Raw genomic sequence first — 14,171 nt, forward strand, 5'->3', positions numbered from 1 at the left:
TCTTATGGGACTATTGCAAACAAATCATATTTTCCTTTATATAATCTTGGCGTTAATTGTTTCGAACTTACCCGTTATAGGCCGTTATGTTTCCATGGTGAACACAATGATACATGAAAATGGTCATGCACTTGCGGCGTTACTTCTTAATGGAAAGGTGTATTCAATAAAGTTATTTCACAATACTTCTGGTGAAGCAGTTACTGGACAAAGAGGATGGTTTTCAAGTGTTGTGATTGCCTATGCAGGCTACACGTTTTCATCTATTGCTGTATATGCTTGCTTTTTGCTGATTTCGAAAGGGCGGGTTATTCTCGTTTTATATGGATTTGTTGTTATTGCTGTTTTAAATTTATTGTTATGGATTCGAAACGTTTATGGGGCTTTATGGCTTTTTACGTTTATCATGATGTGTGGATGGATTATTTATAGTGATCATACTGAGGTGCAAACCTTCTTAGCCTATTTTTTGTCTTCAATTTTATTAACACAGTCCGTTTCCTCTGCTTTGCACATATTTATGATTAGTCTTATTCGGAGAAAGGCTGCTGGAGATGCAACAAGTTTAGCAAGCTATACTAAAATTCCTGCTGTATTATGGGGCTTTCTGTTCTTTTTACAGGCGATTTATGTTGCAATACTTTCAATTAAAGATCATTTTTATTCGTAAAACGAGATCTACAAAGATCTCGTTTTATTAAAATATTTAGAACGAATATATTCCGTATAATCCTGGTTTTGGTGTTGTTGAAGAGTGTGATTCAACATAGTCTTATAAACTTCTCTTAGGGCCAGAGCTTTTTCTTTAGAATTATTTTCACTAACTAACTTACTGTTTTGACTGCTTGGTTTTTCTTTTTTTATTGGCGGCCTTTTGAATCCTGGTAGAACAGACTTGAAATCATCAGTATAGGCAATCGTCTCTCCCCATGTGAGGAAATCATCGTCCTCTATTTTCCACGTGTGATTTCCTGAATCGTGTCTAATGACGACAAAATCATCTTTAGTTGTTGTAAATATTTTATAGCCGTTCTTTTTGCAATCTTCAATAAAAAAGTAGTCCTCAGCTCTTGTTCTTTTTTGAAATTGTACGTTGTTGTAAACTTCTTTTCTAAAAATTAGAGTAGCTCCTGAAACAGTTTCATCATAAGTGTTCTCTTTGTTTTGAATAAGCATTAGAGCTTTTTTATTTGTAAAATAAACGTAGTATGAACTTTTACCAACAATGGATACACCATCATTTTTAAATACTTTCATAGAATTAGAAAGATAGTTTGGTCCATAACAGTCATCGTCATCAAATTTAGCAATGTAGTCATAGTTTGCTTTTAAGATCCCAAAATTAAGACAATCTCCTAATGTAGCTCCTTCATGTAATTGAAACACCCGAACATTTTGATATTTCTCAGCTTCTTTCTGCCACATACTAAGATTTAATTCATCTTTATTTAAGATGATAATAAGCTCTTTTTCATCCCATTGCTGTTGTTCGTAATTCATAAAAACATTTTCCATAAATTGATCTCTTATCGTACATGTGATAATGGATACTTTCATTGGTATGACTCCTTTGTTTTTTAAAAGTTAAGAGGAGATGATTCTTTCAATAAATTTTGTTATTTTGTTGTAACGATTTAATTTTTTCAGTCTCATTACTTCGTCGAACAACTCATTTCTCTGGTTTTCTGAGAACCCTGCTGCTCCTAAAATGTTTTTATGTCTAATATCTATTTTTAAAAGTAAAGTGATTGTTACAAGGATTTTAATAAACATCCTGTTAAACAATGTAAATTCATAAAGATCATGTTCTAGAAAAACTTTGTACTCATTGAGCAATTCGTTCATATCATCTAAACTTGCGATCTGACTTATCTCAATTCCTAAAAATAGAACGTCAATATCAGGATGTTTTGTTAGAAAAAGATAATAATTCCCTATCGCCTCTTGCCATTTATCCGAGCTAATTGGATGTTCTTGATGATAGCTAATGACTTGATCACTTGCTATATATTCTGCACCTGCATTATATAATCGATATCCAAGCTCCCAATCTTCATAGCCATATCCCACAAACTCCTCATCAAATCCACCGACCTTATCTAGCATAGATTTTCTTAAAGAAACATTTCCCGTTAAAAAAGCCATCCAAGGAAATGAAAAACCATCTAAATTAGGACCATACTGCTCCAGGATGAAGCTAAACCAGGAAGACTTCTCGAAGCATAATGTTTTATACCGTCCCCGGTCGAAGTCTTTATTTTTAAGTAAAGGAAAAGCTGTTTGCGATGAGCTTTTATAGGTCGAAAAGCGAGAAGAAAGTTTAGAGTTATCCTTAATTAACTTTGTTATTTCTTGCATTTGTTTGGGTTGGAAATCCGGAAATACACAAGAGTATAAGCCTTTATAAGACATAGCTCCCGTTACAATTAAGTTTTCTTTTTGCTGGTGATATTGATAGTGATTTTGAAGGAAGCTTGGTTCTACAAACATTTCAGCATCCAAAAAAATAATAACTTTTCCTTGAGCATGCTGAATACCTAAATTTCTCACCTTTGCCCTGCCGATATTTTTTTTACAGCGAAAATAGTAAAAATGATAAGGAGGGTTGTAGGTCTCTATTCGCTCAGGTGTTTGATCTGTAGAAGCATCATCTATTAAGAAAACCTCTACTTTGGAAAGATCATAGTGTTGTTTTTCCAGAGAATAAAGAGTATATAGATTTAAAGGATACTTGTTGTAAGAAGGGATAATGATACTTATTTCCACTTCTTCGGAAGCTTGGGTGTTTCTTCTTAGAAAGTAATCATTCGTCGTGTAATTGAGCATATAGCTGAAACAACCTTTCATCACGATGTATTATGAAAAATTTTATAAAAGCAAATCAATATAAGATATAAAGAATGGTGAAGGATGTATAAGCTAGTAACCTTACTTCTAGCTAAAATGGTTACATATCACTTAAGGAGAATTTAGTATTGAGCTTGGCTATTAGGAACATGTTCCCAATTAATTCATATTTTATATAGAGGTGATAAACATGTCCGAGTGGTTTGGCGTTTTTATTTATATGAATCTTGTAGTGGCACTTTTAACGTATATTTACTTTTATAAAAGACGGAAGTTGATTGGTTTTCATTTAGGTATGAATATAGCGATGGTTGCTGGTGGTAGTATTGCGATCGGTACTGGAGTTATTTTAATTAATCAATTTCCGCTTCATTTTCTAGAAATTACGATAATTGCAACACTAACTGGACTAATAATAGGTAGTTTATTTGGTGGACTTTTTGATTATCAAACTTTATTAACAGGCTTTATCAATGGATTGATGATGGGAATTATGTCTCCGATGATCGGAGCAGCAGCAAGTGGAACGACATTTATTCTGTTTCTTGAGTTCTGTATGATTGGAGCATTTGGATTACTTATTCTTTCATCAAAAAATTCTTCTTAAGATAGGTGAAAAAAATTGAACACCATTGTGCTGACGATCTTAATAACAAACTGTCTTATTGCGTTATTTGGCTATCGAGTCTTATTTCGTTCTCGTTATCTTTTTAGTGATCGTTTCGGGTTTATCGTTTCAATAACAGGAGGTAATATTGTTAGCCTTGTAATCACTAACAACCTTTTTTATTTATTCTCTAATCATTTTAATGTCATCAGCTTTATGAATCTTTTAATCGGTGTAGCTATAGGGGTGACGATAGGTTCTTTATTAAACTCGCAAACTCTTATTGCAGGCATTTACAGTGGTGGCACAGGCGCCGTGATGGGGACTATGATAGGAGCAGTTTCATTAGATCCAACGATTTGTAGCCTTCCTGCACAAATTTATAATCAGCAAGAGCTGGTCCTCTTTTTTGGTCTTTTTGGTTTATTTCTTCATCTTCTTACAACTCTTCTATTGTTATTTTCTTTAAAAGTGTAAAGCTGGGAAATCCATAACACTCACCTATTATGATCCCAATATATAGCAATTCTTTAGCTCAAGCATAGATTATTAGAAATTCATCAAAAAGGGGTGAACGGGTTGAAAACAGGCTAAGGCACGATGAATATGTGAAAAAATTACTGGAACAAAGAAAAAAAGAGGAACGTAAAAAAGATCCTATCCATGAATCTGGTGTTACATTTACTTCACCAGCTGGTTCAACGTCTACAGAAGAAATACGCGTTTTTAACGAATATATGGAGCAAGCCAATTTATTTAAAATTACAAATGCAGCACCAGAACAAAGAAAATCTTTAATGTTGAAAAGGTTTTTTAAGATGAAACGAAATCAACAAGTGGAGATTTATTCAGAAAACGGTGAGAATACGAATTATACTCTTGGAAAAGTCACCGCGATTGGCCGAGATTTTGTCATGGTAACAAACTTAAAAGACCGCATTTGGTTTCCTTATCATTCTATTATTTCTGCAAATGTACCTTCTGGAATACCGAACTATTCAAATAGTCATCAGTCCTATATTTTTGATAACGACTTAAAAAAGAAATTACTTCATCATTTTGGACAGACTGTTTCAAAACGCGATGCATTAATTCAACAGTTCTATGAGGAGACGTTAAATACAAATCTAAAAACGTGGAAGGGGGCATGGGTAAAGGTTTTTGCCAAAGATGGAATATACTCTGGTCAAATTAGGGATGTACAAGATCATATTCTTTATCTTTCCTCAATGAACAAAAAGCCTGAGATTGAATTAAAACATATCCATTCAGTGAATAGTTTAAGGTTCTTTTCCTTTTTAACTATATTTTCCAAAAAAATAGGTATGTGATAGAGTCGAAATATTATGAGGTTAATACTATATAATATTAGGTCGAAAGGAGGAATTAACTATGAATATTGAAGATGATATTTTTAGAGAGCTTAAAAAGTTATTAGGTGAGGATGTCTTAATAGTCACAGAGTCTCCTCAATTAAATTTATTAGGTCAAACATTTCGTCCTATTTTCTGTGGACCAATCGTAGAAGTGGAAACAGGTTTTGTTACCATCTCTCCTGCAACAATTAAGATACTGAATGCACCTTTTTATCAATTTCCTACGCCATTGTCAATCCCTCTTGAAAAAATTGCCCAGTTTACACCTAATTTTGATTGCAATGAGAGAATACCTCTTATTTAAATCTGATGAAAGGAGATTCCTAGAATATGTCTAAAAAATCAAATTTAGATCCTTCAGATATTAATGTTTTAAGAGATCAAGCCATAATTGACTATTTCACAGAAAATATAGGTCAGCGTGCTTTTGTCCTTACACCATCTTTTCCGTTTATGTTTGTTGGTGAAATATTAGATGTAATGGAAGATATGGTTTTAATAGATGTGGAAGCCACACATTTTTCTCAGCTTGAAAATCGAACATGGTTTATTCATGCCCATCAAATTGAAATATTTTATGTTGAAAGAGAAGGGGAGGCAAGAATCCCTAAATTAAATGATTTATCTTAGTATTTAAGAAAGGAGGAACAATATGATACGACAATATCATGTCGTTGCCATTCCAATTCGTATTGTCGTGAACAACTTTGGAGACTACAATCCGGATGGTAGAATTTATGTTTTAAAGGAAAACGAAGATGAAGTAAGAGACTGCGTACGAAAAAATCCTTTTACTCCAGTTGATTTAGTTCAGCCTCTTACAATTAGAGCAAATCAAGGAGATATCGTTGAAATTCTTTTTGAAAATAAACTTCCTTTTGCTGCAGGAATGCACTTTCATGAAGCAGAGTATGATGTATTAACGTCAGATGGAGCAAATGTAGGATTTAACCCAGATACAACTGTTCCTTGTGGAGAAAAAATACTATATAGAATTAATGCAACGGTTGAGGGAACCTATTTCTTTACGGATTTAGGCAACCCTGTTAGTACTGAAAAGGAACTCGAGTATTCAAGGACTTTTTGGTGCATTACTTGTACAAAAAAGAGGTTCATGGTGGACCGATCCGGTAACTGGAGGATCACTGAATAGTGGAGTATTTGCTGATATTCATAATCCATTTTTACCTTCATTTAGAGAATATGCATGGTTTTTTAATGATGAAATGGAAGTGAATGATTTAACTGGCAATCGTCCATTAGATCCTATGACAAATCAAGAATCTGAGTCATTCCACGGAGTAAATCTTAGATATGAGCCATTAAGGAATAGATTAAGGTTAATAGATGAAGGTGTTGTTACCCCTGAATTAGAAGGAGAAGAAGTTCATCACGATTCTTGGGTGTTTGGAGATCCAGCGACACCAATTTTAAGAGGATATAAAGGTGATCCTGCTGTTTTTAGAGTCATTCATGGTGGAGTAAAGGAAACACATGTTTTTCACTATCATGTTCATCAATGGTTAAGAGATAAAAGTAATACCATGTCAGAAATTATCGATTCTCAATCTATTAGTCCACAGTCTCATTATGATATATCACCATTATACGGTTTAGGAAGTCTGCATGGTGCTTATGGAGATGTTATTATCCACTGTCACTTGTATCCACACTTTGAAGTAGGAATGTGGGGAATTAACCGTATATTTGATACCCTTCAGGATGGTAGTCAATGTTATCCAAATGGTGTTCCTATTGCACCATTACAACCTTTACCAGATCGTCCTTGTCCACCACGTCCAACGAAAGAAAGACCTGGATTTCCTAATTTTATTCCAGGTAAGGTTGGCTGCAAAGCTCCACGTCCGCCACTAGGAATTGTTGGTGGTAGGGAAATGACAGTATTGGAGAAGAACGCAGCAGTTCCTAATGCTAGACCTGGTGCAGTGTTTGTTGATTCATGTTTATCAAATCCGGTTGTAGTAGAATATGATGTTTCCTTAATTGAGATGCCAATTATCTATAATCGACAAGGCTGGCATGATCCTAAAGGAAGATTTTATGTTATGGATAAAGACATTGATGATGTTTTAGCGGGAAGGAAAGAGCCAGAGCCAATAACTCTTCAAATTCCTGCTGGTACATGTATAAGAATGAATTTTACAAACAGACTTCCACATATCCTTGATGGAGATGCCTTTCAGCTTGTAACCAGAGCCTATGAAGTAGGATTTCATATCCACTTTGTAAAATTTGATGTACTTGTAACAGATGGAGCCAATGTGGGTTGGAACTATGATAGTTCTGTTTTACCAGGAGAAACCATCCGCTATGAATGGTATGCAGACACGGAGCTAAAAGCATTCTTCTTCCATGATCATCTCTTTGCTACATCACATGAGCAGCATGGAGTTTTCGGTGCGGGGGTTATTCAACCAAGGTTCTCTAAATTTTTTGATAGTCAAACAGGAGAAGAAGTGGATTATGGAGCTCAAGTTACGGTAGTTAATCCAATTATCCCTGATTATCGTGATCAAACATTATTTGTACACGATTTTGCCTATTTATTTGATAAAGATGGCTGCCCAATTCAGGCTCCCGAATATCCAGGATCACTAGAAGATCCAGGTGTTTTTGGGGTGAATTATAAGAATGAACCATTACAGTTTAGATTAGGAGAAGATTGTGACCCGGCTTATTCTTTTAGTTCATATGTGAATGGTGATCCTGTAACACCGATATTTAGAACTTATGAAGGTGATCCAATTCGAATTCGTCTAATACAAGGGGCGCATGAGGAGTCACATAGTTTTAATCTTCATGGATTAAAATGGAAATCTGAACGGGCAGACTTAGATTCTGCTTTTCAAGCTCAACAGCATATTGGAATATCAGAGTCATTTACGTTTGAAACAGAGGTACACACATCAGGTGACTATCTATGGGCATTTGAAGATGAGGAAGATGTTTGGTTAGGTACTTGGGGGTTAATTCGTGCCTATGATGAGCTTGTTGACGATCTTATTGTTTTACCAGATCGACCATGTCCACCACCTAGAACAAAGCCATTACCAGAAGTAACAGGTAAGCCACCTGAACTGGCAGATCCATTATGTTCACTTCCGCCTGAAGCACCATGTGATCCACCAGTTAAAGAGTATAATGTTGTATGTTTTCAAACGCCAATTATATACAACAAATATGGAGATCAAGACCCATATGGAATAATCTTTGCCCTTGAAGAGGATGTAGAAGATATTTTATGCGGGAAAAAGAATCCTGAGCCACTTGTTTTAAGAGGGAATGTAGGTGACCTTATAGAGGTTACATTAACAAGTAAACTAAAATTCGAACTATTTCCATTTCCAGATGGAATTCACCCTTACCCACCAGTGAAGGAGCAAGCATTTTATCCGCCTTCGTTGAGGATCTCTCTTCATACTAGTTTGTTAGATTATGATGTAAAAACATCGAGTGGAGATACAGTTGGGTTCAATCCGGATCAAACGGTTGGTCCAGATGAGAAAATCACATATCGTTGGTATGTTGATGGTGCTCATGGAACATGTTCGATGTGGGATGTTGCAGACCTCAGAAACCACCGTTCGTTTGGAGCATTCGGGGCATTTGTGGCAGAGCCACGATTTACAACGTATCATGATCCACACACATTATGTCCTGTAAAAACAGGTGCTAATGTTGTGTTGAAAAATCCGTTTCTACCTGAAATGAGAGAGTTTGTCTTGATCATGCATGATGGTGTAAGGCTTGAGGATAAGAACAATCAGGTCATTATAGATCCGATTGAAGGAATATTACCAGAGCCTGAACCTGAAGCAGAAGTTGACACTTATGACTTTGGTTCACGAGGATTTAACTACCGAAGTGAACGCCTTATTAATCGATATCGTGAACACCCTGTATTAAGTGATTTATTTAGCTCAAAAGTATTCGGTGACCCAGCTACACCTGTTTTTGAAGCCTATCCGGGTGACCCGATTATGATCAGGCTGACAAATCCTTCTGAAAGAAGACGTGCACACACTTTCCATTTACACGGGCATTATTGGAAGTTTGATTGGAAAGACCTTGATTCTCGTGTTCAATCCTTTGTTGGATTTTTAATTGCCGGTGCTGCGGAAAACCTACCTATTATTGGTGGTGCTGGCGGCACATTCAATTTCCCTGGTGACTATATGTACCGATCAGGAAATATTCGCTGGGATATTGAACAAGGAATGTGGGGAATCATTCGAGTTCATGATAAGCCTAAAGAACATTTACCAGAACTGAAAAAGTAAAGAAGGGAGGTTAGGCCTCCCTTAATTTGAAAGGAGGTAAAATTAGTGAATGATCATCATGAAAATCGAGAATTTTGTTGCCCAGAGGTAGTACCACCTGGAGCACCAGATGATTTTTGTATTCCGGAAGAATGTTGTCCAGATCAAATACCAACACCAAAGTACCCTTCTGCTACTACATGTTTACCGGAAGAAGTTCAACGAGAATTAGAAGAAAGAATTGCAGTTGTAAACAGATTACTACTAGATTTAGCACTGTCTGGTGAACAGCCAGAAGAAGCACGTCGAGCGGCTTTTGACGGATTAATGGGACAGTTCATAAAAGTGAAATTAACATGTGAAGAGAAATTACTCACAAAAAAAAGATTAACAGTTAAGAAAAAACGGGAATTGAAGAAAAAATTGATTGCTAGAAGACCACAGGGGTGTGTTGATCTTGTGTGGGCTTTGATTTTGTTCAACTAAGAAAAGACGATCAATTCTTTGTTGTGCCATTTACAAAGATATGTCAAATAAAATCTGATGAACCGACTTGTGAGAGAATGGATGAACCAGAACTATTAAACATTGATCCATGTTTTAGAAGGGCATTGGCCTATCGATTCGAAACCGTCTCATCTTCTCCAGAATTAATCCAACTTTTCTTCCGACTACGACTTAGTAATTTTCTTCTCCTTTTACTAGATAAAAAAGTTACTATAAAATTGGACAATCACCTAGTAACTGGAACAGTTGTTCATGCTACACATGAATCAATTACACTGTGTAAAAATGAAAAGGAGACTCGTGAGATTCCTTTAGCAGCCATTTGCTATATGAAGTTTCATGAATAATGGTAGAATCGATTTGAGAAAGCTCCCCTATCCTTAGAGGAGCTTTTTTAATGTTAAAATCTTAAAAAACCGAGAAGTCTAGAAAGATTTCTCGGCCTTTAATAAAGATAGATAGATTTGTAACGACTAGTGGCAGCAATGATGATCATCATGTCTATTGTGATGATGCGAACAACAGAAATGACTTAAGAAGTGACGTCTAAAACAAGAGGAGTGACAAGATCTTCTAAAATGATGATCAAAGTGGTAGCTGTGATGACAATGTGAATGACAACAGCTATGTTTTCTTCTTCTACAAGAACAACTCATACTATCACCTCCTTTCGAATTAACAAGGAATCACGGGATTTCTATTAGATTGAAAAGGGTAAACGTAATAAGTGGTTAAGAAACAAAGTGAAGAGAGGTTTAACAGCAATCATCTTCCATTACTGAAATAGATGAAAGAGATTCAAATGGAATCATACGGAACTCATGCTTTTTACATTCTTCCTTCTTTTTTTTGCGAGGCTTTCTACGCACTAAAGTTGGCTTTTTCTTCTTCTTTTTCTCTTTCTGCATCACTTCTACTTCTATAAAATCGGAACCAACATGACAAATTTTTGCATGTAGCTTCTCAATACCTGTGGCTTCACAATCTGTTTCTATCTTTACTCTAGAACCAATTAGTTGTCTGAATCGGAATGCCATTCCACCTTGTAAGCCTGCTAAACGGAATCGAAATCTGTCATCGCAAATAAAGTGGTTATGACAACAACAATCGTGATCATGATGGAAATGGAAGTGGTGGTCATGACAATCATCAAATTTAAAATGGTCATGATGATGGAAAATGCGTTCATCCACTAAAAAGCGTTTATCAAAAATAATGGGGTGTTTACAAGTATCGATTTTTTTGCAATCGCAGTCATGATCGTGGTGATGATGTTTTTTGCAATCACAATCGTGATCATGGTAGTGATGATGTTTTTTGCAATCACAATCGTGATCATGGTGGTGATGATGTTTTTTGCAATCACAGTCGTGATCATGGTGGTGATGATGTTTTTTGCAATCGCAGTCATCATAATGATGGCGGTGCTTTCTACATTCATGACAATCAACATGATAATTATGGCCGTGCTTCTTGCAACCATGGTGGCTGTTATATTGATGATTAAAGCTCATCTATTATTCCTCCTTTTAATCTAAGATTTTTCTATTAAACTCATTGCATTTCTTACTAAGGGTTGTAGAACTCTCCCCCTTCCTATAGTAACTATGGTATGTTTTTCCATACAAAAACGATTAAGCTTATGTCCAAAGACCTGAAAATCCGCTTTATACTCAGGTCGCGATCTGGGAATACACATAGAATGGTAATAAAAGCTATGGAGGTAAATATGAGAAGGTATTTGTTCATTATTTCAACTGTACTTTTCATTTTTAGTGGATGTGAACAATCAACAAGTCATCAACAGCATGGTTTACATGAGGAACAGGATGGAATGATTGATGTGTCTGTGGAGTTTCCAGAAGAGATAAAAGCAGAATATCCCTTTACCGTTAAACTTCTACTAACTCAAGAAGGGAATTTTATAGATAAAGTGGATGATGTACGAGTAGATGTATGGCAGGATAGCGATGAAGCGAAAAAAACAACGTATGAAGCAAGCTTTGATAAAGATGGAATATTTCTTGCTGAGTTAAAGATCGATCAGTCAGGAGCTTATAAATTAATGTACCATGTTACAGCAAAAGGTCAGCATGTAATGAGTGAAGTTTCGTTTGTGGTAAAGGAGAGAGCAGAATGAAACGAAAATGGGTCGTAAATAGCATTGCGACAATTTTTCTATTGGGCGGTTTTTTTCTTATCTATTTCGTTTGGCCGAAAGAAGAAAAATTGCCCGTTTTAGATAAAGTAGAACCCTTTTCACTTCAATCAATAGATGGTCAAGAATATCATTCAGATAATGATAAAGTAAAATTATTAACTTTTTTTTATACAAAATGTCCCGATATCTGTCCACTAACAATGGTTGATTTTCAAAAGTTGCAAGCAGAACTTCAAAACAAAGATCTGTTCGGAAAACATGTAGAGCTTGTAGCGATAACCCTTGACCCTGAGAATGATACACCTGAAATTATGAAAAGCTATTCACAATCGTTCCAAGCCGACTATGATGGTTGGAAATTCCTGAGGGGATCTGAAGACAAGACACAAGCTATTGCAGATCTTTATCATATGAAATACAAGAAGCTTGAAGGAGACTTTATTGCTCATAACACCACGATGTTTTTAATTGATCAGGATCAGCAAATTCGCGGTTTGTTTGATATGGCTAATCAAAACGAAGCAGTTAATGTTGAGGAAATAGTAGCAACTATGGAAGTGCTTGTTGAGGATGAATAAGGAAGTTGTCATTCGATGGTTGATGTGAATCTCTTATTGGCCTTTGGAGCTGGCTTATTATCCTTTCTTTCGCCTTGCTGTCTTCCTTTATATCCAGCCTTTTTGTCGTATATAACTGGTTTGTCAGTTAGAGAGTTAAAGGAAGGTGAAAAGAGGACTCAACGTCTTATATTTTTTCATACCATATCGTTTTTAGTAGGCTTCTCAATTATTTTTATTGTTTTAGGGTTGTCCACCACTTTAATTAGTCAGTTATTTATTGAATATCAGGATTTTATCAGACAATTAGGTGCTGTTTTTATTATTTTTTTTGGCTTTGTAACAATCGGCATCCTAAAACCAAAGGCACTGCTAAACGAAAAGAAAATAAAGGTAAAAAGAAGACCATCTGGTTATGGGGGTTCAGTACTGCTAGGAATAGGATATGCTGCAGGGTGGACTCCATGTGTGGGTCCAATTCTCGCTTCTGTCATTGCTTTTGGTCTCTATACTGGTACAGGTTTACTGTTAATGATTGCTTATATGCTAGGATTTTCACTTCCCTTTTTGGTTATGTCCTTTTTTGTGGAAAAATCAAAAATTTTAAGAAGGTATAGTCAAAAGCTTATGAAAATTTCGGGTCTTATCATGATTGTAATGGGATTTCTTTTGTTTTTTGATTTGATAACAAAGCTAACTAGCTTTCTAATAGAACATGTTTATAAAGGGTTTACAGGATTCTAAAAAAGGAAAACTCAGTTACTTTTCCTATAATCGGGTCTAGTAACTGAGTTATTCTGTTAATCTAATAATTTTAAAGATTAATGCATTTAACAGTAGTAATAGGGATGATTCTTTTGTTCATTTCATCTTTTTCTTTAGGTTGTTTATAGTATTCCCATTCTTTAGAAGGCTTGTTAGAGTCTTTTATTAAACATACCTCTATAAAGTCAGAACCAACAAAATCAAGTTGTGCTCTTATTTTTTCTACTTTTTCACCAGAAAACATTTCAATTGTTATTTCTTTATCGATAAGCTTTCGCAAACGATATGAGAATTCATTGCTTAATATTTCCCTAGTATGGAATTCACGATGAATATCTTCATCATAGAATGAATCATCATGACAAGAACAACAGCATCTATTCGGAAGATGATGATTAAACTTTTTAACTCCTTAAATTCATCATTGTACATATAACTATTTCCTCCTTCTATCTTAAAATGTTCATATTTAGGTTATGTAAGTAAATAATAAAATGACTAATACACCTGTCTTATCTAGTAAAAATAGGCTAATCACTTTCCATTAAATGGTTATACGTCCATGCAGATAGGGCACTAGTTTAATATCCTATATTATCTCTTGGTAGGGAAATGAAAATATGTTGAAATGAGGGAAAAGCATGGATGGAAAAGATAATAAATGTCTTAAAGACCTATTAACAACGATACCTCCAAATTATCCTGTTAATATGATCTATTTAAATGGGGTTCCTGTTGAGGTATGGGCTTTTTCAAATATTGATTATGAGAAGTGCTTAGCTTATTTTATAAATGTTGATGGTCAAGTGGTTATTTTTGATGCTGAAAAAATTGATGGTATTTCTTTTGGAGAACTAGTAGATGATGACGATGATTTTGAAGATTTTTAGTTAAGAGAAGGTTTAATATTGAATTGAATATTGTTATGAAAGGGTGCATATAAAATGTACCTTTTTTAATTTAAATAGTCTATCATCCTATTAAAAATGCCCTTTTTAAGAATCTATTATACTAGTCTATACAATGATATGTCTTCTTCATATAGTATATTAACTCTGAAAAATCAGAGGA

Annotated in this window: 18 protein-coding genes and 1 pseudogene; 14 read left to right on the forward strand and 5 right to left on the reverse strand. The window is 35.1% G+C overall.

What is annotated here, in order from left to right; all coding sequences use genetic code 11:
* Window positions 1-4 precede the first annotated feature (4 nt).
* Window positions 5-670, forward strand: a complete 666-nt coding sequence (locus MVE64_RS20790; RefSeq protein WP_247341022.1) for a M50 family metallopeptidase — start codon at window positions 5-7, stop codon at window positions 668-670.
* Between the two features lie 8 nt (window positions 671-678).
* On the opposite strand, the gene MVE64_RS20795 is transcribed toward MVE64_RS20790, so the two are convergent.
* Window positions 679-1,557 (reverse strand): glycosyltransferase family 2 protein, encoded by an 879-nt coding sequence (locus MVE64_RS20795; RefSeq protein WP_247341024.1) that lies wholly within the window; start codon window positions 1,555-1,557, stop codon window positions 679-681.
* Between the two features lie 27 nt (window positions 1,558-1,584).
* On the reverse strand, window positions 1,585-2,826 hold the full coding sequence (locus MVE64_RS20800) for a glycosyltransferase family 2 protein (protein WP_247341026.1): 1,242 nt from the start codon (window positions 2,824-2,826) through the stop codon (window positions 1,585-1,587).
* A 211-nt stretch (window positions 2,827-3,037) separates the two neighbouring features.
* Here MVE64_RS20800 and MVE64_RS20805 point away from each other — a divergent pair, with 211 nt between their 5' ends.
* The 8 genes and pseudogenes from MVE64_RS20805 (at window position 3,038) to MVE64_RS20840 (ending at window position 9,964) form a co-directional block, all read left to right on the forward strand.
* Entirely contained in the window at window positions 3,038-3,454 is a 417-nt protein-coding gene (locus MVE64_RS20805; RefSeq protein WP_247341028.1) for a hypothetical protein, read from the forward strand.
* A 15-nt stretch (window positions 3,455-3,469) separates the two neighbouring features.
* Window positions 3,470-3,931 (forward strand): hypothetical protein, encoded by a 462-nt coding sequence (locus tag MVE64_RS20810; protein ID WP_247341030.1) that lies wholly within the window; start codon window positions 3,470-3,472, stop codon window positions 3,929-3,931.
* Window positions 3,932-4,062: 131 nt separating this feature from the next.
* Entirely contained in the window at window positions 4,063-4,785 is a 723-nt protein-coding gene (locus MVE64_RS20815) for a hypothetical protein (RefSeq protein ID WP_247341032.1), read from the forward strand.
* Window positions 4,786-4,846: 61 nt separating this feature from the next.
* Window positions 4,847-5,134, forward strand: coding sequence for a hypothetical protein (locus MVE64_RS20820; RefSeq protein WP_247341034.1), 288 nt, complete (start codon window positions 4,847-4,849; stop codon window positions 5,132-5,134).
* A gap of 26 nt (window positions 5,135-5,160) precedes the next feature.
* The gene (locus tag MVE64_RS20825; RefSeq protein WP_247341036.1) at window positions 5,161-5,460 is read left to right on the forward strand and encodes a hypothetical protein; all 300 of its coding nucleotides are present in this window, start codon (window positions 5,161-5,163) and stop codon (window positions 5,458-5,460) included.
* Window positions 5,461-5,482: 22 nt separating this feature from the next.
* A pseudogene (locus MVE64_RS20830) lies at window positions 5,483-9,131 on the forward strand (multicopper oxidase domain-containing protein).
* Between the two features lie 45 nt (window positions 9,132-9,176).
* Window positions 9,177-9,596, forward strand: a complete 420-nt coding sequence (locus tag MVE64_RS20835; RefSeq protein WP_247341038.1) for a hypothetical protein — start codon at window positions 9,177-9,179, stop codon at window positions 9,594-9,596.
* Window positions 9,572-9,964, forward strand: coding sequence for a hypothetical protein (locus MVE64_RS20840; RefSeq protein ID WP_247341040.1), 393 nt, complete (start codon window positions 9,572-9,574; stop codon window positions 9,962-9,964). The genes MVE64_RS20835 and MVE64_RS20840 overlap by 25 nt, the downstream gene beginning before the upstream one ends.
* Before the next feature lie 408 nt (window positions 9,965-10,372).
* Here the strand turns inward: MVE64_RS20840 and MVE64_RS20845 are convergent, their stop codons facing one another.
* Window positions 10,373-10,654: a hypothetical protein gene (locus MVE64_RS20845; RefSeq protein ID WP_247341042.1), complete on the reverse strand. Its 282-nt coding sequence runs from the start codon at window positions 10,652-10,654 to the stop codon at window positions 10,373-10,375.
* A 234-nt stretch (window positions 10,655-10,888) separates the two neighbouring features.
* Here MVE64_RS20845 and MVE64_RS20850 point away from each other — a divergent pair, with 234 nt between their 5' ends.
* From MVE64_RS20850 to MVE64_RS20865, 4 genes are all read left to right on the forward strand, one after another.
* Entirely contained in the window at window positions 10,889-11,155 is a 267-nt protein-coding gene (locus tag MVE64_RS20850; protein WP_247341043.1) for a hypothetical protein, read from the forward strand.
* 191 nt (window positions 11,156-11,346) lie between these two features.
* Window positions 11,347-11,757 (forward strand): FixH family protein, encoded by a 411-nt coding sequence (locus tag MVE64_RS20855; protein ID WP_247341045.1) that lies wholly within the window; start codon window positions 11,347-11,349, stop codon window positions 11,755-11,757.
* Window positions 11,754-12,356, forward strand: coding sequence for an SCO family protein (locus MVE64_RS20860; RefSeq protein ID WP_247341047.1), 603 nt, complete (start codon window positions 11,754-11,756; stop codon window positions 12,354-12,356). The genes MVE64_RS20855 and MVE64_RS20860 overlap by 4 nt, the downstream gene beginning before the upstream one ends.
* Window positions 12,357-12,371: 15 nt before the next feature.
* Window positions 12,372-13,079 carry a cytochrome c biogenesis CcdA family protein gene (locus MVE64_RS20865; protein ID WP_247341049.1) on the forward strand — a complete coding sequence of 236 codons (708 nt, stop codon included), beginning with the start codon at window positions 12,372-12,374 and terminating at the stop codon, window positions 13,077-13,079.
* Window positions 13,080-13,149: 70 nt separating this feature from the next.
* Here MVE64_RS20865 and MVE64_RS20870 read toward each other — a convergent pair whose 3' ends face one another.
* Together MVE64_RS20870 and MVE64_RS27555 are read right to left on the reverse strand one after the other, a co-directional pair.
* Window positions 13,150-13,380: a hypothetical protein gene (locus MVE64_RS20870; RefSeq protein WP_247341051.1), complete on the reverse strand. Its 231-nt coding sequence runs from the start codon at window positions 13,378-13,380 to the stop codon at window positions 13,150-13,152.
* A 20-nt stretch (window positions 13,381-13,400) separates the two neighbouring features.
* The gene (locus tag MVE64_RS27555; protein WP_281730404.1) at window positions 13,401-13,532 is read right to left on the reverse strand and encodes a hypothetical protein; all 132 of its coding nucleotides are present in this window, start codon (window positions 13,530-13,532) and stop codon (window positions 13,401-13,403) included.
* A gap of 209 nt (window positions 13,533-13,741) precedes the next feature.
* Here MVE64_RS27555 and MVE64_RS20875 point away from each other — a divergent pair, with 209 nt between their 5' ends.
* Window positions 13,742-13,990, forward strand: a complete 249-nt coding sequence (locus MVE64_RS20875; protein WP_247341053.1) for a hypothetical protein — start codon at window positions 13,742-13,744, stop codon at window positions 13,988-13,990.
* Window positions 13,991-14,171 lie beyond the last annotated feature (181 nt).

Origin of the sequence: Metabacillus endolithicus, from assembly GCF_023078335.1 — a bacterium.
GTDB classification, from domain to species: domain Bacteria; phylum Bacillota; class Bacilli; order Bacillales; family Bacillaceae; genus Metabacillus; species Metabacillus endolithicus.